Raw genomic sequence first — 20,384 nt, forward strand, 5'->3', positions numbered from 1 at the left:
ATATAGTTGTTCGAAGTTAGAAAAATATGTTAATATATTGACATTGAATACAAACTCAGATAGATTTATTTCAATCTAGTTTAAAAAATCTCAAACGCAACTGAGACAACTACATTCAAAGGAGAGATTACATTATGAAAAAATCTAGTAAATTTTCAAAAGATTTTCCTACTAGAAAAAATCATTACGCAATTAGAAAATTCACAGTTGGCACTGCTTCGATTATCGTAGGATCATTCTTATTTTTCGGACAAACACAAGCTCATGCTGAACAGGCTGAAGAATTCGAAAGAGTAACAACTGGTACAGTTGATACAGGTGGACAGCCTGCTAGAGCAGATCAAGGACAAGAAGGACCACAAGCAGGCGCGGATACGCACAATACAGCAAGTCAACCTGGTGTTACAGGTCAAGATGCACCAAATGAAAATCATGCTGGTGACCAAAATGCTGCAGTAACACATCCGGCTAATCAAGAAAATAATGCACCTCAAGTTGGGGCTGGTACTCCTGGCGCTGAGAACACACCACAAGCCGGTGGTGAAAGTCATAATCAAGATACTGCAGTAACTTCAGCAGGTACTAATGGGGAACAAAATGGTGGTAAACCAGCTACGTCAACAACTGGTCAAGATGCCGCGCAATCCAATGGACCTCAAGGTACTTCAGTAGCCCAACCTGGTAATGATGCTTCTAGCCAAGGTCATGATACACCTCAAGCTGATGCTGGTACTCATAATACAGAAGGCCAACCTGCTGTAACTACTGGTGAGCAAGCTGGTGGTAAGCCTGCTGCAACGAAACCTGAAGGTGCCAGTGCAGAAACTGCGCCAGCGCCTAATAATGCTGATGAAAATCACGCTCAACCTTCACCGCAAACAGGAGGTACTACAGCAACACAAGCTGGACAAGTAAAACCATCCGGTGATTCTACGCCTACCGGTGAGCCAAACAAAGCAGACGATCAAGGTACACAAATTAAACCTACAAGTAACCAAGGTACTACAGCAACAACTAATGAAACTGGAAATCAAAAACCAAGTGGTCAAACAGGTAATACTGAGAACACGCCTAATGATGGTACTCAATTAAAACCTAATAATGACCCAGCTGCGACTGGTACGCCAAATACTAATGGAGAACAAACTGGACAACCTAATGCAACAGTAACACCAGGACAAGGTAATGAAGAGATTAACGGAGCTAGTAAACCTGGAGAAGTGTCTCCGAAACCTGAAGAAAACAATCCAACTGCCACTGAACCTGGTACAACTGCACCTGGGAATACTAATCAAGACACACAAGTAAAACCTAATACAGATCAGACTGCTACTGGTACTCCAGCTGGTACTGATAATCAAAATACGCAACAAGGCAATACTGAACAAAATAACCAAAATGCTCAACCATCAGCACCTGGAACAACTGATCAAGCCGGTGCTACGGTTAAACCTAGTACTACACCTAATCAAGACGCTGAAGTTAAACCTAGTACTACACCTAATCAAGACGCTGAAGTTAAACCTAATACAGATCAAAATAATACACCAACTAATGGTCAAGACGGGAATCAAACAGGTCAAGGTACTCAAGTAAAACCTAATAACGATCAAACGGCAACTGGTACTCAAGGTGCCACTGGTAATCAAAATGCTGAACAAGGTAATACTGAACAAAATAACCAAAATGCTGAACCATCAGCACCTGGTACAACTGATCAAGCCGGTGCTACGGTTAAACCTGGTACTACACCTAACCAAGACGCTGAAGTTAAACCTAATACAGATCAGACTGCTACTGGTACTCAAGGTGCCACTGGTGATCAAAATGCTGAACAAGGTAATACTGAACAAAATAACCAAAATGCTGAACAAGGTAATACTGGGCAAGAGGGTTCTAATCCTAATCAAAGTGGTCAGTTAGGTGCTACGGTTAAACCTGGATCTGCTCCAAATCAAGATACTGAGGTAAAACCTAATCCAGATCAAAATAATAACCCAACTACTGGGCAAGACGCGAATCAAACAGGTCAAGGTACTCAAGTAAAACCTAATAACGATCAAACGACAACTGGTACTCCAGCTGGTACTGATAATCAAAATACACAACAAGGAAATACTGAACAAAACAATCAAAATGCTGAACAAGGTAATACTGGGCAAGAGGGTTCTAATCCTAATCAAAGTGGTCAGTTAGGTGCTACGGTTAAAAACCTGGATCTGCTCCAAATCAAGATACTGAAGCAACCCCTAATCCAGATCAAAATAATACACCAACTAATGGTCAAGACGGGGATCATACAGGTCAAGGTACTCAAGTAAAACCTAATCCAGATCAGACTGCTACTGGTACTCAAGGTGCCACTGGTGATCAAAATACGCAACAAGGCAATACTGAACAAAATAACCAAAATGCTGAACAAGGTAATACAGGCGGTACAGATAAAGATGCTAAAGTAAATACTAATGATGATGAAACAAAAACAGATGTTAAAAATGATACTGAATTACCTGAAACAGGACTAAGTAATGAATATGATTATACAACTACAGTATTTGGTTCTATCGCTTTAATATCTTCACTTTTATTACTAAGACGACAAAGAAAAGAATCTAAATAATACTTAACATCTTTAAAACGAGTAAATCGATATTGTGATTTACTCGATTTTTTAATTTCTTAAAAATTAATTTATCACAATATTAAATATTGAATAACTACAAAAGACGAATAAACTGAATAAGACAAAACGAGAACATGCTCGGTGACAAGGTTGATTATTCATAATATAAAGTATTAAATTGCTCTATTCAATTGTTAAATATTTTTTACATTCGGTCACACATAAATCAATATTCTGCTTCAAAATTAACTAAATTTCTATAAATTTTAAGAGACACATTTAAATTAGCTTAATTTTATTATATATACTCAAAAAAGAGATTCCTAAAATATAGGCATGCATTGTATTGGTAAGACAAGATAAATACTTTATTATTGCACTAAATTCCTATAAAAAAATTATTCTAGCTACTCTAGTTCAAAACAAAAAATCCAACAACCTCACATGAGATTGTTGGATTTATTTCTTGTGTTCTATTATTTAGAAACTACTTCTTCACCATTGTATGAACCACAGTTTTTACATACGCGGTGAGATAATTTGTATTCGCCACAGTTAGGGCATTCAGTCATACCAGGTACTGAAATTTTAAAATGTGTACGGCGTTTATTTTTTCTTGTTTTAGACGTTCTTCTTTTTGGTACTGCCATGATTAATCCTCCTTAGAATAGACACTTAATTCAAAATGTCAGCTCAATTAATAACTATTATATCATTAATTCAACTGCTATTGATCTTTATCGTATAATTGTTGTAATTTTTGAAGCCTTGGATCAACTTTTCTTTGTTCAGAATCACTATCTTGCTCTTTTTGAACTTCAGTCAATTGATCTTCATCAATGACTTCCCAACCATTGCCTTCTGTTAACATTTGATCACTATGTTCAGAATAAGCACGCATAGGTTTTTCAATAATTACAAGTTCTTCAGCAATGTCTTTAATATTAATCATACCGTCAGTTACAAGATGATAATGCTCATCTTCTTGATCGTCACTATCGGTATAACCATCATAGCCTTCTAAATCAAATACTTCTGAAGTAGATACATCAAGAGGCACATCAACTGGTACTAAAGTACGAGCACAAGGCATCGTGTAAGTTCCAGTAACATGCATGTCTGCAATCACTTCATTTGATTTGACTGTCAACTGTCCTTCAACATTGATATCTGAAAGATCAATTAAATCTAATGATTCTCTTAAATGCTCAAAATTAACCGTTTGATTAAATTCAAATGGCTTACCTTGATATTTTCTCAATTGTGTTATTGACCATTTCATATGGCTTCACCTCTAACAAGCACAAAATTTATTTTAACTTTCTAAACAAAAGTTGTCAAGATTTTTTCTTAACATACCTCGTTCTGTTACAATACTAATGATGAATACTGAAAAGGAGAAATGCAAATGAAAAGTGTTGGACTGATAACTGAATATAATCCTTTTCATAACGGGCACTTATTTCACGCTACATTGTCAAAACAACGCTCTGAAACTAATGTAACTATTGCTATTATGAGTGGCAATTTTGTGATGCGTGGAGAACCAGCAATCTACCATAAATTTAAACGCACTGAAATGGCTTTATCCGCTGTAGATTTGGTCGTTGAGCTACCATTGATAGGTAGCCTATCTTCTAGTGATACCTTTGCGGAAATAGCTATTAAAACAGCTCAGTATCTCGATATAGATATTATATCTTTTGGCAGTGAAAGTGCATCCTTAAAAGATTTACAATATCTTGCAACACAAATGATTGACTATGAAAAACATCCAGATTTTAAAGAGAAATTAAAACAAGGTAAAAGCTATCCACGAATCTTAAGTGAGTTAACACATAACGACACACTTTTACAATCTCCAAACAATATTTTAGGAATAAGCTACCTTAAAGCAATGCAGCAATTTGCGCCTCACATGTCAGCATTGACTATTAAAAGAGAAGGTTCACTTCATCATCAAAAAGTAATTGATCACCATCATTTTGCAAGTGGAACATCTATTAGGCGTTCGCTAATGAATGATAATGTAGACTGGAAAAATGTGGTCCCAAATCAAATACAATCTTTATATTGTAAACCTCATACTACGGTTGAGGATACATTTCCTTTTATCAAACACCAATTAATTACACAACCAAAAGAGAGCCTTCATTCTATTTACACAATAAATGAGGGGTTTGAAAATCGCTTGCAAACAATGATTCATCGAAGCGATTCCTTTGAGTCTCTATTATCAAACCTTAAAACAAAACGTTATACGCAGACATATATTCAACGTGTATTAATGAATGTGTTATTAAATATAACAAAAGATGATGTTAACAAGGAAATTAACGCTGTTAGAGTTTTAGGAATGAGTGAAAAAGGACGCTCATATTTAAAATATTTAAAAGCTAATTATCCAAATCGTCACTACATTACTAATGTAAATCAAAAGACTGCACACTATTTTAAAAATGAAATTAAAGCGACTCATGTATATAATCTATTAAGTAATCAATCACAGACAGACTTTAACACACCTTTAGTACGCATTTAAATGTTATAAAAGACCCGAAATCTTACAGCTCAATCATAGTGTTAGATACAAAACATAAATTGTAGTTTAATCCCATTGTAGTCAACGTTATTCTTTCACTGACCTGAACTTTTTTGTCATATTTCGTATAAAGAGTCACCTTTCTATCAACTTTATAATAAAAGACTCTGCTCTTATGGGTGTATCGCTTCATATTATCTATATCTTGCTGTAATCATTATGAACAAAAACTATAACATCTTTATTGTAATTTTGTTGTTCATTATGACTAAAATCCCTCAATAGAGTATCTTACAATTAGATACCCTATTGAGGGATTTTTTGACTGGATGATTAAGAGGTGGCAGCCTATTTCATATATAGAACTAAATGACTGTTATACACCTCTATATGTACAGTTGCCTTAGACATTAAATTTCTTTTTTAATGCTCTTTCGACATGAGGTGGTACAAAAGGTGAAATGTCCGCTTGATATGCAGCTACTTCTTTAACAATACTTGAACTTATAAATGAATAGTTTGCACTTGTCATCATGTACATTGTTTCAATATTACTATTTAACTTTTTGTTCATAGAAGTAAGTCGTAGTTCATATTCAAAGTCACTTACAGCTCTTAAACCTCGAATAATTGTCTTTGCACCTACTTGATCACAAAAATCAACAAGCAATCCATTAAAATGATGCACTTGTATATTAGGCAAATGTTTAACCGACTCTTCAATCAACGTCATGCGTTCTTCTGAGTCAAACGTTCCACCTTTACTACTATTTTTTAGTACACAAACATGGATTTCATCAAAGCGGTCGGCGCTTCTTTCAATGATATCTAAGTGACCATATGTAATTGGATCAAAACTACCGGGAATAACTGCTCTTGTCTTACTCATATTATTCTCCTTTTTCAAGTAACAAAGTATCTGTCAAACCATAATGATAACGCTTAATCATTTGAAATGGCGCAATTGTTATTTCTTCATTATGACTAAACTCACAAACGATAATACCATTTTCTTTTAATAAGTTAAACTCTGCTATACGAGAAATCGCCTCATTTATAAGCCCTTTATTATAAGGTGGGTCTAAAAAGATAACATCGAATTGTATTTCTCGTTTAGCAAGTGCTTTAAGTGCTCTGTCAGCATTATTTTTATAGACTTCAGCTTGTGACATTAAATCTAATTGATTAAGATTAGCTTTTATAACCTTGACCGCTTTAAAATTTTGATCTACAAAAATCATTTTATCCATACCACGGGATAATGCTTCAATGCCAAGTGCACCACTACCGGCAAATAAGTCTAATCCTAAACCAGAAACATCATATAAACTATTAAAAATACCTTCTTTAACTTTATCCATAGTTGGACGAGTATTTCGCCCCTCTAAACTTTCTAGCGCTTTACTTTTATGCTTACCCGCAATTACACGCATTGACTCACACTTCCATTTCATTCATTTATTTAATATAATTTGAAGATAAAGGAGTTTGATTTATTTATGAAACAATCATTTATTAAAATTGGTGAAGGTTTAACCGATTTATTCGAATTTACAACTCTTATAGAATATAATCATAAGCGAATCAATCGTATTGTGTATTTCCATACACCTCATTCTGAGAAACAATTATCGTCCGTTGCAATAATAATGAACCCTACTGCTGAAAAACATTTCCAGGCTATGTATATCATGACAAATGCCTTAAAATATCCCTATCCAGAGGGCAACAAAAAATTCAATATGATTAATTCAGCTGCAGAAAATTATGACATACCAGTTGTAGGTATCGACGTACAACCTCCTGATGTATATCCAGACTTAGAATTATATTTTAACTACCTTATCAGTGTTTTGCGTCTTCAAAGATGGATACCACCTTTGCAATAAATTGATACTCTATTGTATTTCATGTTTTTCTTTTTCATATGTTTTTTTCAAATATTTATATGGGGAACCTTGAATGTCGTGAACGTACTTGAGTTGCATAAGTTTATGAACAATATTGTCAGCATCTGCTTCATTTATATACATCACAACATATTTTCGTTGACGGTTTGAGTGCACGATGTGTCCATATTTTCTAATTTGTCGCTCATGTTTCATATGTTTTAAATAAATAATTAAACTCGTTCTAGGAATTATATTCATTTCTTACTCACTCCATTATTTATACATTTGTTATCATATCATGACTTTATAAGTAATGAAATGACTAAGGATTAACCTAAATGATAAAAGTTATATTGAAACTCTATGACTTTAAACTTATCTATCTTAAAATGATAATGAGTAAAAGGAATCATAACCATCGTACCCAACAATAATGTTGGGGTACACACACTCTAACTATCACTAGGAGGATTCGATTATGGCTCATTCAAAAAAATGGTTTATTAATGGTACGTTGGCAACAGCCGGTATTATAAGCAGTCTATTTTACTTTTTAAAAAATAAAAATAAATCACCGCAACAATTAAAATCTATTCCACCTTTCTTCTCAGGACAAGCACCTTACATATTTGCACATAGAGGTGGCATGGCAATGCGACCAGAGCAAACACAGTTGGCATTTGATAATGCTGTTGAATATGGATTGGATGGCTTTGAAACAGATGTACGACTAACTAAAGATGAACAACTCATTGTTTTTCACGATGCACTTGTCGACCGTACAACTAATGGTTCAGGTAAAGTGAGTGAACATACTCTAGCTGAACTAAAACGATTAGATGCGGGATATCATTTTACTGACATCAATAATCAAACACCTTATCGCGGGCACGATAAAGCTAAGATTTTATCATTCGAGGAACTGCTTGAATTGTACCCTAATATGTATATCAATGTGGATTTAAAAGATGCGCCAGACACATATGAAGGTCGTATCGCACCAAAAGTGATTTACGATAATATCATCAAACATGGGGCGCAACATCGAGTGCTCGTTACAAGCTTCCATAAAAAACAAATTCAACGTTTCACTGAGTATAACCAAGCTGACATTGCTATCGGTGCTAGTGAAGGCGAAGTTGCTGAAGGTTTTATTAAATTTAACGGCATGTTAGGTCACACATTTAAACCACAAGCAGACACATTCCAAATGCCAGTTGCATATAAAGGAATTTCATTAACTTCTAAGCGTTTCATTCAATGGCTTAACTTAAATAATATTGTACCCGGTTACTATGGTGTGAATAGTATAGATTTAATGACAGATTTATATCATAAAGGTGTTCATACTTTAGTTACAGATCGCCCAGATTTAGGTCAACAATTTAAAGAAACTTTAAAATAAATTGAAATATAAGTTTCGTAATGATTACTTATGATTAATTTAACTAAAAATACCTAGGACATCCAACTTGTCCTAGGTATTTAACGTATTATCCGCGCGTTTCTGAAGTGAAAGTACATTCATTTTTAGTCTTATAACATTAATTTATCTTTGACTAAATAATGCGATATTTATGATATCATTATTTAACTTTGTATATAGTTTGCACGGTATAAATATATTTTTATAAATAATCATCGTTAAAGATAGAAATGACTTTGATAGAGTGCGAATCTAACATTTTGTTTTATAGAATGTATATACAGTAGACTTACCCTTTCAAAAAATATAATGGATAAAAAGAGGTGTGAAATAATTTATTAATCCATTTCATTTCTCTTCTAAATGATACCAACCGCTTCCTTCAAAGTAACAAATTCTTGATTACATAGATTTACCTTCTGTATAACATTAATTAAACAAACATAAGTCTTTGTTATTACTGATTAATTAATGCTTTGATCATGCCTTTTAATTACAATGAACAGTTACATGTGCCACCAAATGCACATCCATCATGTCCAGTTTGGAAGAAAGGATTACCTGTTTCAATTTTTACATGCTCAGAAACAGCAAATGCGATTTTGGACATCACTTCGTCAATTAAATTTTGTAATGCCACTTCCTTTGCTTTATACTCCATTACTACTGGAAGCATTTCATAAGCACGTTTTCGTTTTCGAGTTTCTAACATAATATCTTTGTAATCGGGATGATATTTTCCAAATCTCATCACATCATCATACTTATCTTTCACTTTTAGAAAAGCTTGATAAAGTAGACTTGCTTCATCATCAGCATCTAATTGCATTTTAGCTCGTCGGTATGAGACATAAATATCAGATTGTACAATCATATCCGAGATATCCTCAATATCATCTAAAATGTCTAATGTTTCTTCAGTAATCACAGAATCATCCTTTATTTATTTTACTTTTCTACAAATATTAATGAATAATAATCACTCATCACTTCTCCACCCATTTCATCATATTTATTACTTAACAAGCGTGAGCGATGAATATCAGAATTAATCCAACTATGAATAAGTGTAGGCACATCGTCAAAATCATAACCTACATTTTGACTTGCTGACTTATAACTTACATGGCGTTCATCCAGTTGTTGTGTTAAAGCATTCTCAGTAAACTCCACACTGTTTGATCCTTTATCCGTTGCTTCATACAGATTGATAGCAGCAATACGAGCAATATCGTTGTTAACTTTAAGTGATTTTAAATTTTTCATTTCTCTCATTTTATTCGTTACTTCATAGAGTGTAATCAATTGATTAGGGTTTTGTTCATGTGGAATTTTATCGTCGGAACTTTCACTAATTTGTCCCTCATCTTCTGCTCTATTTAACTTATATGGTTGTAGTGTTGCCAATGTATTTGCATCTAAAAATCTCACTGCCAAAATTTTATTAGTTTGTTGATCAGAATATATTTGAGCATAAACATCTCCATATTTAATTAACGTCTGTGTCTTTAAGTCTTCATCAGACATTTCAAATTTATAAGTTTTACCTTTCGTTTTGACAGTTGGTTCTGGATTAATACTAGTATCTTCAAAAATATGAGATGAACTTTCACCTATTTTAAGTGGGCTCACTTTCACACCTTTACCTGTGGCATAAACTGATGTGATTGTTCCTTTATTAGTACTTACAATATAATATTCATCTTTCTGTTTAAAGACATAATTTTTTAACCCATTTTTATATGGATAAGACCGATCAGCTTGTCCATAATGATGCGTTAGTGTTTTAATATCTTTTCCAATCCAAGTCCCTATCCCTTCTTTAGGTTTAGGGTTCTCAGCATCCTTATTCACCTGTTTAAATTGCTCCGTCTTAGTCGTTTTGCTATTTTTATTTGGATTCTCTAGAACATCAAACTTTAAACGTGGTGAGTAAAAGAGATAAATTAAAAATGTCACTAATAATATAACACCAATAACTTTAATTATTAACTTCTTCATCTTTCACCCACCTCTTAATAATTATATATATTGTACAAAAATGTACTAACCTTTTTCAACATAAGTGAAACGTGTAAACATTTCCCATCATTATTCGTATAAAACAAATTTTAAATACTTTTGTATTCGTTATTTATACGAAAGTGAACATGAATGAATTTTTAAACATATTAAAAGCTAAATATTAAATAGATATATATCGAGTCAGTAAAAAATGACTTTAGTATGATTACAGATCTCGCTTCGATTTATTTAAAATATTTATATAGGATTTGAATCATATTTGATACGTTTGTAACTGTAGAAATAGTAGATAATGATTAGGAATAAAAAGTATGTTTATTGTATAGTTTATGACAACATGACAACTGAGTTATCTACGTTCAGTACATAAAAATACCTGAGACAACCATTTGTGTCTCAGGCTCTTATAAAGAAAATTTATAGACCTAATGTAGCTTTAAGCAATGATGTTGTTTCTCCACCTGGATACAATACATATAACAATACATAAACTGCAACACCAGTAATTGCGGTAAAGAACCAAATTATTGAAGCCCAAGGCCCAATTTTTCTGTGAATATGAAGTTTATCTTTGAAGGCTAAAATGATTTGAATTAAGCCTAAAACGCCACCAACTGTTGCAAGAATGATATGGAAAACTAAGAAAATAGTGTAATAAACTTTAATAGAACTTGGTCCACCGAAAGCTGTATTACCGATAAAAATAGTTCTTGCTGCATAAATAATAAAGAATGTTAAAGCGAAAAAGGCAGCCCATAGCATAATGTTTTTATGCTTATGAACTTGACGTTTCCAAATCAATGCCCAACCAATAGCGACTAAAATCGCACTAATAACAATACACGATGTACTTATCGTTGGTAAAATGGGTACGTTCATAAGTTTCATCCTTACTTAAGTTAATTTATATCATCTTGATTAATGAAACAACTACAACGAGTGCAAAGAATACTACTAAGTAGTTCAATGAATAAACGAACATTTGCGTTGCCCATTTAGTTTGATTAGATTCTTTTCTGAACGTTGTAAAACCTAAAGCTAACCATCCTAAATTAAGTAGTGTAGCAATAACAACAAAAGTTACGCCTAAATTAGATAATAAGAATGGCAATGGTAATAATAACACTAACCAAATAAACATGCTTACTCTTGTCCGTTTGAAACCTTTCACTGATGGTAACATAGGAATATTTGCAAGCGCATACTCATCACTACGTTTAATTGCTAGAGCGTAGAAATGGATAGGTTGCCAACAAAAGACAACTAAAAAGAGTGCTACTGCTGCTAAACTTAATGATCCATCGATAGCTACCCAACCAATTAATGGTGGTACAGCTCCAGGAAAACTTCCAACAACAGTATTCCAAGTTGTATGGCGCTTAGACCAAATTGAATAGTAAGATACATATCCAACAATACCAATTAATCCTAAAACACCAGAAGGTATATTTAATAAGAATAAACATGCTTCACCTATTAACATCATCCCAAAACTTAACATTAATAAGTTTCTATCAGATATTCTATCATTTACTGTTGGTCTACTTTGCTTACTAGGCATAATGCGATCAATATCTTGATCATAATAATTATTTAAAGCACAAGCGCCCCCCATAATAAGCGTAGAGCCAACTAGCATCAATAGTATTTGTGGAATGGAAGATAGGAAGGAATGGTTTGTCATTACTATTGCAAGCCATGCGCCTGCAAAAGCAGGTATTAAATTACCTTGAACAAGGCCCATTTTAATAATTTGTTGTAATTCTTTGAAGGATACACGGCCCGTAGTATGTGACAAAGTTTGATCTTTGTTCATAATTCCCCTCCTTAAATTTCTCATATAATATAATGATATAGTAAATCACACAAAAAGACTAGGTTTTATAAAATTAAATTGTGACACTTTTACGACATTAGAAATCGTCAATTTTGTGACACACTTAAAAATGTTATTCTTGATATAATAAGTTAAAAGTAAAAATATGTACATTAATTTAAAGTCATTTTTTCAAGTGTCGTATTTAATGAAGTATCAATTAACGAGTCTTTCAATGACTTTATTCAATTATGTAATATTATAATTTAATACTTTAAATTAATGATGGGGTGTTTATCATTGTTTAGAAAGCAAAACCTTAAATGGTTAGGTGTTTTAGCTACGATTATTATGACCTTTGTACAATTAGGTGGCGCCCTCGTAACTAAAACGGGATCAGAAGATGGTTGTGGCTCGTCTTGGCCTTTATGTAATGGCGCTTTACTTCCAGAAAATTTACCAATACAAACAATTATAGAACTGAGTCATCGCGCAGTATCAGCCATTTCACTTATAGTTGTATTATGGCTTGTAATTACAGCTTGGAAAAACATTGGATATATTAAAGAAATCAAACCACTCTCTATTATTAGTGTTGGTTTTTTATTAGTTCAAGCACTTGTAGGTGCTGCTGCTGTGATATGGCAACAAAATCCTTATGTATTAGCGCTACATTTTGGTATTTCACTTATCAGTTTCTCTTCTGTTTTCTTAATGACATTAATTATTTTCTCAATTGACAAAAAATATGAAGCTGACATTTTATTTATTCACAAACCTTTACGTATCTTAACTTGGTTAATGGCTATCATCGTATACTTAACTATTTATACAGGTGCTTTAGTTAGACATACTAAATCAAGTCTTGCTTATGGTGCTTGGCCTATTCCATTTGATGATATCGTTCCTCATAATGCGCATGATTGGGTACAATTTTCGCACAGAGGTATGGCGCTCATCACTTTTATCTGGATTATGATTACATTTATACACGCTATTAAGAATTATTCAGATAATCGAACTGTACGTTATGGTTATACTGCATCATTTATACTTGTTATCCTTCAAGTTATTACAGGTGCTTTATCAGTCATAACTAATGTCAATTTAATTATTGCGTTATTCCATGCTTTGTTTATCACTTACTTATTCGGAATGATTGCTTATTTTATTTTACTAATGTTAAGAACGACGAGAAGTCAAAAATAATTTATTTTTCTATAAATTTATAACAATTAAAAAGAAACACGCCACTCAAAATACCATAATGGTAAGATAAGTGGCGTGTTTCAATATATTTAAGTATAAATAGACCATCTAAATATCATATCAATCTAGATGGTCATTTTAATTATGATTACTTTTCAATTTCCACTAATAAATCTCCTGTGGCAATGGCATCTCCATTAGCAACATTGATTTGTTTAATAATTCCATCAAATGGTGCCTGAATCGTCGTTTCCATCTTCATTGCTTCAGTGATTAATAATGGCTGATTAGCTTGAACTTCATCGCCTACAGACACTTTGACTTCAGTTACAGAACCAGGCATTTGAGCACCAATATGATTTGGATTTGATTTATCCGCCTTAGGTTTAACATTAGCATTCGTTTTAACATTTTCATCTTGAATATAAATACGTCTTGCTTGACCATTCATAGCGTAATAAATTGTACGTTTACCATTCTCATCTGGTTCACTGATTGTTTCTAATTTAATAATTAGACGTTTACCAGTATCAATTTCAATTTCAACTGTTTCACCATTACGCATGCCAAATAAGAATGTCGGTGTATCCAGTAAAGATACATTACCAAATTGCTCTTTCGTTTGAATATATTGTTTATATACCTTCGGATAAAGTACATAACTAATTATATCTTGTTCTGTTACCTCGTCTTGTTGTATGTCGCTTAATTCTTGACGGATTGCTTCAAAATCGACCGGCTCCAAGTATTCACCTGGTCTTTCAGTAATTGGTTGCTGTCCTTTTAAAATAACATCTTGCAATTTCTTGTTGAATCCGTTGACAGGTTGTCCAATGTCACCTTTAAAGAATGACACAACAGATTCTGGGAAATCTAATTTATAACCATCATTGATGACCGTATCTTCATCAAGATCATTTTGCACCATATATAGTGCCATATCTCCAACTACCTTTGAAGATGGTGTTACTTTTACAAGATCTCCAAACAGGAAGTTGACACGACGATACATCTCTTTGACTTCATCAAAACGTTCGCCCAATCCTAAACTTTTAGCTTGTTGACTTAAGTTTGAATATTGGCCACCTGGCATTTCATGTTGATAAATTTCTGTATTTGGTGATTTGATATCACTCTCAAAGTCTGCATAGTAAGGTCTGACTACAGACCAGTAATGACTCAACTCTTCTAACCCATCAATATCAGTTCTTAAATTACGTGGAAATCCATTTAGTGCATAATATAATGAATTTGCACTTGGTTGACTCGTTAAACCACTCATAGATGCAACAGCAGTATCTATAATATCTACGCCAGCATCAATTGCTTGTTTATATGTCAACAATCCATTTCCACTAGTATCATGTGTATGTAAATGAATTGGAAGATGTGTTGCCTCACGTAATTCACCAATTAATTCGTAAGCTGCTTTCGGTTTCAATAAACCAGCCATATCTTTAATTGCTAATATATGGAATCCTTCTCTTTCCAGTTCTTTAGCCATTTTAACGTAATAATCTAAAGTATAAATATTGGAACGTTCAGCATTTAAAATATCACCTGTATAGCAAATTGTACCCTCAGATACCATTCCAGCTTCTTGAACAGCTTCATTCGCTACTTTCATTTGATCAACCCAGTTCAATGAGTCGAATATACGGAAAACATCTACACCAGCTTTTGCACTTTCATGAACGAATTTCTTAATTACATTATCAGGATAGTTTTTATAACCTACTGCGTTCGAAGCTCGTAATAACATTTGGAATAACACATTCGGAATGGCTTTGCGCAATCTTTCTAAACGTTCCCATGGATTCTCTTTCAAGAAATTATAGGCGACATCAAATGTTGCACCACCCCACATTTCTAATGAAAAACTATCTTTAAAAACTTCAGCAGTTTTAGATGCAATGTTCATCATATCTTTTGTTCTTACACGTGTTGCAAGTAAAGATTGGTGTGCATCTCTAAATGTAGTATCGGTAATTAAAACATCTTCTTGTTCTCTAACCCAATTTGTAACACCTGTTGGTCCATGTTGCTCAAGAATTTGTTTTGTTCCAAATAACTGATTGATTTTCTTTTGAGAAATTTTTGGGATTTTGGTAGATTCATATTCTGGTTTTGGACGCTTTTCTACATTAGGAAATCCGTTTATCGTCACATTACCAATATACTCTAAAGTCTTGGTACCTCTGTCCAATGTCGGTGCAATATCGAAAAGTTCAGGTGTTTCTTCAATAAATTTAGTAGTATAATCACCACTTCTAAATTTATCATTACGCATAACATTGATGAGAAATGGAATATTCGTCTTTACGCCACGAATTCGCATTTCGCGTAATGAACGTTCCATTTTCTCTTCAGCTTGTTTAAATGAAACGGCATGTGTAGAAAGCTTAACTAATAGTGAATCGTAGTAAGGTGAAATTTCTGCACCTTGGAATCCATCCCCTGCATCAAGTCTCACACCAAAACCGCCACTTGATCGATATGCAATAATTGTGCCAGAATCTGGCATAAAATCATTAGTAGGATCTTCAGTTGTTATACGACATTGTATCGCATACCCTAATGTTTGAATTTCATTTTGCTGTGGCATAGAGATTTTATCTCCAAATAACGATTCTCCATCAGCAACTAAAATTTGCGTTTTCACAATGTCTATACCAGTAATCATTTCAGTAATTGTATGCTCAACTTGAACACGTGGATTAACCTCAATGAAGAAAAATTCATCCCCAGAAACTAAAAATTCTACTGTTCCAGCGTTGACGTATTTTATATTTTCCATCAGTTGAATTGCGGCATCACAAATTCGCTCTCTTAATTTGTTAGAAAGACCTACTGAAGGTGCAACTTCAACAACCTTTTGATGACGTCGTTGTACGGAGCAATCTCTTTCATACAAATGAATGATATTCCCGAATTCATCACCAATAACTTGAACCTCTATATGCTTTGGATTATCAATATATCTTTCGATATAAACTTCGCTATTACCAAATGACTTTTCGGCTTCTGATTTCGCACGATGGAAAGCGTCTTCTAATTCGCTTGATTCACGAACGATTCGCATACCTTTACCACCGCCACCGCTTGTGGCCTTAATCATAAGTGGGTAACCTGCTTCATTAGCAAACTGTTCTGCAGCTTCAAAACTTTCAATAGGACCATCTGTACCCGGGATTACAGGTAAGTTAGCGTTAATAGCAGTTGTTCTAGCCTTAACCTTATCTCCAAACATGTCTAGATGTTCAAGATGCGGACCTATAAATTTAATGCCTTCCTCAGCACATCGGCGTGCAAATTGTTCATTTTCACTTAAAAAACCATACCCAGGATGAATTGCATCGACACCTGCGCGAAGAGCTACTTCGATGATACGTTCGATATTCAAATAACTTTCAGCAGGTCCTAAATCACTTCCAACTAGATAGGATTCATCTGCTTTATATCTATGTAACGAACTTTTATCTTCATTAGAATAAATTGCTACTGTACTGATATTTAATTCTGCTGCCGCTCTAAAAATTCTAATGGCGATTTCACCACGGTTAGCAACAAGTAATTTCTTTATTTGTTTCAAAAGCCAAGACACCCCTTAGAATGTTACGAATTTTCTAAATAATTAGATAATAAAATTTTATCTCAAATGTTTGAATAATTCTATAGTAATTCATGAAAGAATCATATCATTTATCAATTTGTAACATTTAATTAAATAAATTAGTTCAAACTGACTACACTATGTGTAAGTTAAGTTGTCAGTCAATTACAAGAAAACTTATAAATGTTAATAATTTAATATTATCATCTATATACGAATGACGCTAGTTAAAGTATGCATATTTACAGAATCTTAAATTATGATAATGAGTAGTGACTAACTATACCAAACATTATGATATGAAAAGCCCAAGAGGAATAATTTACATTCATCTTGGGCTATAGTCTAAACTTAATATTAAAATTTTATATACTATTTAATTAATTATATCGACGTTTAATATCTACCTTACGTTGTTTCAGTCGTTTATCATCTTGTTTTATCTGTTTTGCTGTAATAAGTAGTAATCCCATAGCTATACTTAAACTAATCATCGATGAACCACCAAAACTAATAAATGGTAACGGTACACCAGTAAGTGGAATTGTAGCAGAAATACCACCGATATTTACGAATGTTTGGCTTCCGATATAACTAGCTATCCCAACGCAAACTAATTTATAAAAATACGATTGCGTTTTATTAGCAAGTTGGAAAGCGCGATATACAATAAAGTACTCTAAAATTAAAACGATTAAGCCACCGATTAATCCCATCTCTTCACAAATAATAGCAAATATAAAGTCTGTATGTGGCTCTGGCAAATAACCAAGCTTCATAATACTATTTCCTAGACCACGTCCGAACAACCCACCATTGCCAATTGCCAAAAGAGAATTAGAAATATGATATCCTGTGCCTGATTCTTGACTAAATGGATTGGTTAACGTACTAAAACGTGCTTGCAAATAACTTGGAACCATATCTAACATGAACATAAATGTAGCTACGATGATAAAACCAATAGCTACCAAAGCGCCCCATTTTAACATATTCTGCACACCGATACCTGAGTAAAAAATAATTGAGAAGAATATGATCACAATCAGCATTGTTTGACCAACATCTTTTTGAAAAAGAACAAGTATCAAACAAGTTACAACAAACAAAATTGGTCCTAATATTAATTTTATATTATGCCTCACCGCAGGCATCTTCTTTTCAATCATAAATGGTATGTATAGAATTATTGAAATCTTCAATAACTCCGAAGCTTGTAAGTTCATGAACCCTAAGTTAATCCAACTTTTAGAACCATTGATATTTTTTCCTATTACTAATGTTAGTAGTAAAAGTATAAAAATACCAATCATCATACCTTTTTGAACATTAGGCTTTTTTAATACTTTAACATTCATAATAAAAGCCATAAAAAATACGATAACAAAGCTCATGATAACGTATAAAAGTTGTCGATTGTAGAAGTATGTTCCGGAAACTGGTACTCCCCCGGTTAACGTACCTTTTGTAGCTGCAACCATGCTTGCGCTATAAACCATTACTAATCCAATCAAACAGAGGACAACATAAGTTATTAACAATGGATAATCGATAAATTTAGAAGTCTTTCCAATATATCGCATTATATTTTTAAAATTTTTCATATACTAGATCTTCCAATACTAAATGATTAAAATTTATCTCTTTGTTGACTTAATAAAACACATCGCTACTAAAAAGCGTTCTTATCTATTATATACTTCAACGTATCTATTAAACAAATATAAACAAATAGATTTACCTTTAAAACCCATGATTTAAATTTACTTTAACAATTTTTGAAAGAAGTGAGCGTTTTTAGGCTTCTTTCAAATCAATTTCACTTTTAAATCTTACAACAAAAAAGACCGAGAAAGATATAAGAATTAATATCAACTCAGTCATTTATGCGATGATTGACTCGTACAATTAATCATCTATCAATATTTTCTTTAAACATAATACATTATGCATACCGTCAACTTAGTGAATACATTATTTTTACAATTAATTACAAATAAAAAATTTAAACATTCGTAAATGCTTCATGCAATTTAGAAAGTTCTTTTTCAAGTCTTAACATTAATTGCTTACCATCTTCTTTATCAACTAATCCAAGTTGAACTGCGAAATCAACTTCCTTTTGTAAACCAAACATTTGAGTATCTAAAACCTCTTCATAAAGTGGACAAGAAGGTAAAGTTAAGTTATCCATTTGAACTTTAATTAGATGTAATATTCTGTCTGCATCTTTATTCAATTGGTCATATGCCGCACTATTTAACTTCGATTGGTTAGACATGACATATTCCCCCTATCGTTTCAATTAATATCTTCACAATAGAAGTTTATCCTACTGAATGTTAAAAAGCAAGCGAATTTAAATTAAGTGAAAGCGATTCTATGTTAAAATAATGAAAGATAAAAATTTAGGGAGTGGGCATTTATGATTCAAATAAAAGGAGCAGTCAATTTCCCTATTTCATTGGATAGTACGACTTGGATATTTGACGATAGAAAAGTTACTATTGATGATTTAGAACGTGGGGTATTTGATGGTACTAGACCCATCAACTTTGATGATAACAAGGAATGGAACCGTGCTATTTTAGAAGGACAAACAAATCCACCAACGCTTGATTCTGAAATTAAATATAAAAAACGATCGGTTTTAGATGAAACATTTGTGATAAATATGACACCATTTTTCAAAAACGCCGAACCTATGGAAAATGCTAGCACAATAAAACTTTCTAATAAAGATTATTCCATCAATGTACCCATGGACTTATTACCTTATTTGTTCTTTCAATTTTCTAGTAATGGCAAACGTTTATATAGTGATAATGCTGTTGATAGTTTCATATATATTCCTGAAGAAGGATACTCTCATCAATTTAAGTATGTCACACATATAGAGGTGATTTAATATGAGAAAGGTTCAATGTATTATTTGCGATACTAAAGTTTTTATTGATGAACATACAGTCGAGGCTAAACGCTTAAAAAATAATCCTATACGCACTTTCATGTGCGATGATTGTAAAAGTAGACTCGATACACCTAAACAAAGCAAACGAGATTAAAATGATATATTGGAAATTTCAAACTATCTCACATAAATAAAGAGTGTGGGACTTAAAGTTCCAAGATAAATAAAAAAGACAATTTCTATTGAAATTATATAGAAATTGTCTTTTTTATTATTTTTTTGATTATTTTCAGCTCGTTGAGCTGTTACTTTTCTTATATTAAGTGC

General features: G+C 32.9%; 18 protein-coding genes and 1 pseudogene. 7 read left to right on the plus strand and 12 right to left on the minus strand.

The annotated features are described in order from the left end of the window. The first annotated feature begins 134 nt into the window (after window positions 1-134). Window positions 135-2,620 (plus strand): annotated as a pseudogene (locus tag AC1Q7N_RS01440) (YSIRK-type signal peptide-containing protein). A 479-nt stretch (window positions 2,621-3,099) separates the two neighbouring features. Here AC1Q7N_RS01440 and rpmF read toward each other — a convergent pair. Further along, the gene (gene rpmF / locus AC1Q7N_RS01445) at window positions 3,100-3,273 is read right to left on the minus strand and encodes a 50S ribosomal protein L32 (protein WP_001830121.1); all 174 of its coding nucleotides are present in this window, start codon (window positions 3,271-3,273) and stop codon (window positions 3,100-3,102) included. Window positions 3,274-3,350: 77 nt separating this feature from the next. Beyond that, window positions 3,351-3,905: a YceD family protein gene (locus AC1Q7N_RS01450; RefSeq protein ID WP_001830128.1), complete on the minus strand. Its 555-nt coding sequence runs from the start codon at window positions 3,903-3,905 to the stop codon at window positions 3,351-3,353. A 126-nt stretch (window positions 3,906-4,031) separates the two neighbouring features. Between AC1Q7N_RS01450 and AC1Q7N_RS01455 the strand changes: the two genes are divergently transcribed. Then, a complete protein-coding gene (locus tag AC1Q7N_RS01455) occupies window positions 4,032-5,165 on the plus strand; it encodes a nucleotidyltransferase (RefSeq protein ID WP_001830136.1) in 1,134 nt (377 codons plus the stop codon). 403 nt (window positions 5,166-5,568) lie between these two features. Here the strand turns inward: AC1Q7N_RS01455 and coaD are convergent, their stop codons facing one another. Both coaD and rsmD read right to left on the minus strand, forming a co-directional pair. Further along, window positions 5,569-6,054 (minus strand): pantetheine-phosphate adenylyltransferase, encoded by a 486-nt coding sequence (gene coaD / locus AC1Q7N_RS01460; protein WP_001830072.1) that lies wholly within the window; start codon window positions 6,052-6,054, stop codon window positions 5,569-5,571. A 1-nt stretch (window position 6,055) separates the two neighbouring features. Next, window positions 6,056-6,598, minus strand: a complete 543-nt coding sequence (rsmD, locus tag AC1Q7N_RS01465) for a 16S rRNA (guanine(966)-N(2))-methyltransferase RsmD (protein ID WP_001830140.1) — start codon at window positions 6,596-6,598, stop codon at window positions 6,056-6,058. Between the two features lie 66 nt (window positions 6,599-6,664). Here rsmD and AC1Q7N_RS01470 point away from each other — a divergent pair, with 66 nt between their 5' ends. Next, window positions 6,665-7,054 (plus strand): DUF7147 family protein, encoded by a 390-nt coding sequence (locus AC1Q7N_RS01470; protein ID WP_001830114.1) that lies wholly within the window; start codon window positions 6,665-6,667, stop codon window positions 7,052-7,054. 9 nt (window positions 7,055-7,063) lie between these two features. On the opposite strand, the gene AC1Q7N_RS01475 is transcribed toward AC1Q7N_RS01470, so the two are convergent. Beyond that, window positions 7,064-7,315 carry a DUF2129 domain-containing protein gene (locus AC1Q7N_RS01475; protein ID WP_002439362.1) on the minus strand — a complete coding sequence of 84 codons (252 nt, stop codon included), beginning with the start codon at window positions 7,313-7,315 and terminating at the stop codon, window positions 7,064-7,066. Window positions 7,316-7,535: 220 nt separating this feature from the next. Here AC1Q7N_RS01475 and AC1Q7N_RS01480 point away from each other — a divergent pair, with 220 nt between their 5' ends. Then, window positions 7,536-8,462: a lysophosphatidylglycerol phospholipase D gene (locus AC1Q7N_RS01480; RefSeq protein WP_001830132.1), complete on the plus strand. Its 927-nt coding sequence runs from the start codon at window positions 7,536-7,538 to the stop codon at window positions 8,460-8,462. 514 nt (window positions 8,463-8,976) lie between these two features. Here the strand turns inward: AC1Q7N_RS01480 and AC1Q7N_RS01485 are convergent. From AC1Q7N_RS01485 to cyoE, 4 genes are all read right to left on the minus strand, one after another. Further along, window positions 8,977-9,411, minus strand: a complete 435-nt coding sequence (locus tag AC1Q7N_RS01485; protein ID WP_049387557.1) for a YlbF/YmcA family competence regulator — start codon at window positions 9,409-9,411, stop codon at window positions 8,977-8,979. Window positions 9,412-9,431: 20 nt separating this feature from the next. Next, window positions 9,432-10,484: a CAP-associated domain-containing protein gene (locus AC1Q7N_RS01490; protein ID WP_002456604.1), complete on the minus strand. Its 1,053-nt coding sequence runs from the start codon at window positions 10,482-10,484 to the stop codon at window positions 9,432-9,434. Window positions 10,485-10,925: 441 nt separating this feature from the next. After that, window positions 10,926-11,387 carry a DUF420 domain-containing protein gene (locus AC1Q7N_RS01495; RefSeq protein WP_001830117.1) on the minus strand — a complete coding sequence of 154 codons (462 nt, stop codon included), beginning with the start codon at window positions 11,385-11,387 and terminating at the stop codon, window positions 10,926-10,928. Window positions 11,388-11,412: 25 nt separating this feature from the next. Continuing rightward, window positions 11,413-12,324 (minus strand): heme o synthase, encoded by a 912-nt coding sequence (gene cyoE, locus AC1Q7N_RS01500; protein WP_002469568.1) that lies wholly within the window; start codon window positions 12,322-12,324, stop codon window positions 11,413-11,415. Window positions 12,325-12,624: 300 nt separating this feature from the next. Between cyoE and AC1Q7N_RS01505 the strand changes: the two genes are divergently transcribed. Then, window positions 12,625-13,533, plus strand: coding sequence for a COX15/CtaA family protein (locus tag AC1Q7N_RS01505; RefSeq protein WP_001830131.1), 909 nt, complete (start codon window positions 12,625-12,627; stop codon window positions 13,531-13,533). Window positions 13,534-13,681: 148 nt separating this feature from the next. Here AC1Q7N_RS01505 and AC1Q7N_RS01510 read toward each other — a convergent pair whose 3' ends face one another. The 3 genes from AC1Q7N_RS01510 to AC1Q7N_RS01520 all read right to left on the minus strand — a co-directional run bounded on the left by AC1Q7N_RS01510 (window position 13,682) and on the right by AC1Q7N_RS01520 (window position 19,427). Next, window positions 13,682-17,125, minus strand: coding sequence for a pyruvate carboxylase (locus tag AC1Q7N_RS01510; protein ID WP_002469569.1), 3,444 nt, complete (start codon window positions 17,123-17,125; stop codon window positions 13,682-13,684). Between the two features lie 401 nt (window positions 17,126-17,526). After that, the gene (gene ftsW, locus AC1Q7N_RS01515) at window positions 17,527-18,750 is read right to left on the minus strand and encodes a cell division peptidoglycan polymerase FtsW (protein WP_001830097.1); all 1,224 of its coding nucleotides are present in this window, start codon (window positions 18,748-18,750) and stop codon (window positions 17,527-17,529) included. A 401-nt stretch (window positions 18,751-19,151) separates the two neighbouring features. Continuing rightward, window positions 19,152-19,427 carry an Fpa/YlaN family protein gene (locus AC1Q7N_RS01520; protein ID WP_001830079.1) on the minus strand — a complete coding sequence of 92 codons (276 nt, stop codon included), beginning with the start codon at window positions 19,425-19,427 and terminating at the stop codon, window positions 19,152-19,154. Between the two features lie 144 nt (window positions 19,428-19,571). On the opposite strand from AC1Q7N_RS01520, the gene AC1Q7N_RS01525 reads away from it, so the two are divergent. Together AC1Q7N_RS01525 and AC1Q7N_RS01530 are read left to right on the plus strand one after the other, a co-directional pair. Then, complete coding sequence (locus tag AC1Q7N_RS01525; protein WP_002456607.1) at window positions 19,572-20,054, plus strand: hypothetical protein; 483 nt, start codon at window positions 19,572-19,574, stop codon at window positions 20,052-20,054. Window position 20,055: 1 nt separating this feature from the next. After that, window positions 20,056-20,211, plus strand: a complete 156-nt coding sequence (locus tag AC1Q7N_RS01530) for a DUF2197 domain-containing protein (RefSeq protein ID WP_002439348.1) — start codon at window positions 20,056-20,058, stop codon at window positions 20,209-20,211. The last annotated feature ends 173 nt before the right edge of the window (window positions 20,212-20,384 follow it).

It is taken from the genome of Staphylococcus sp. GW823-FHT05F06, from assembly GCF_058795495.1.

Coding starts and splice junctions, on each gene's coding strand:
- AC1Q7N_RS01450 (WP_001830128.1), bottom strand. CDS start 3,905: ATGAAATGGTCAATAACACAATTGAGAAAATATCAAGGTAAGCCATTT.
- AC1Q7N_RS01490 (WP_002456604.1), bottom strand. CDS start 10,484: ATGAAGAAGTTAATAATTAAAGTTATTGGTGTTATATTATTAGTGACA.
- rsmD (WP_001830140.1), bottom strand. CDS start 6,598: ATGCGTGTAATTGCGGGTAAGCATAAAAGTAAAGCGCTAGAAAGTTTA.
- AC1Q7N_RS01455 (WP_001830136.1), top strand. CDS start 4,032: ATGAAAAGTGTTGGACTGATAACTGAATATAATCCTTTTCATAACGGG.
- AC1Q7N_RS01525 (WP_002456607.1), top strand. CDS start 19,572: ATGATTCAAATAAAAGGAGCAGTCAATTTCCCTATTTCATTGGATAGT.
- ftsW (WP_001830097.1), bottom strand. CDS start 18,750: ATGAAAAATTTTAAAAATATAATGCGATATATTGGAAAGACTTCTAAA.
- rpmF (WP_001830121.1), bottom strand. CDS start 3,273: ATGGCAGTACCAAAAAGAAGAACGTCTAAAACAAGAAAAAATAAACGC.
- AC1Q7N_RS01520 (WP_001830079.1), bottom strand. CDS start 19,427: ATGTCTAACCAATCGAAGTTAAATAGTGCGGCATATGACCAATTGAAT.
- AC1Q7N_RS01495 (WP_001830117.1), bottom strand. CDS start 11,387: ATGAACGTACCCATTTTACCAACGATAAGTACATCGTGTATTGTTATT.
- AC1Q7N_RS01475 (WP_002439362.1), bottom strand. CDS start 7,315: ATGAATATAATTCCTAGAACGAGTTTAATTATTTATTTAAAACATATG.
- cyoE (WP_002469568.1), bottom strand. CDS start 12,324: ATGAACAAAGATCAAACTTTGTCACATACTACGGGCCGTGTATCCTTC.
- AC1Q7N_RS01480 (WP_001830132.1), top strand. CDS start 7,536: ATGGCTCATTCAAAAAAATGGTTTATTAATGGTACGTTGGCAACAGCC.
- coaD (WP_001830072.1), bottom strand. CDS start 6,054: ATGAGTAAGACAAGAGCAGTTATTCCCGGTAGTTTTGATCCAATTACA.
- AC1Q7N_RS01470 (WP_001830114.1), top strand. CDS start 6,665: ATGAAACAATCATTTATTAAAATTGGTGAAGGTTTAACCGATTTATTC.
- AC1Q7N_RS01530 (WP_002439348.1), top strand. CDS start 20,056: ATGAGAAAGGTTCAATGTATTATTTGCGATACTAAAGTTTTTATTGAT.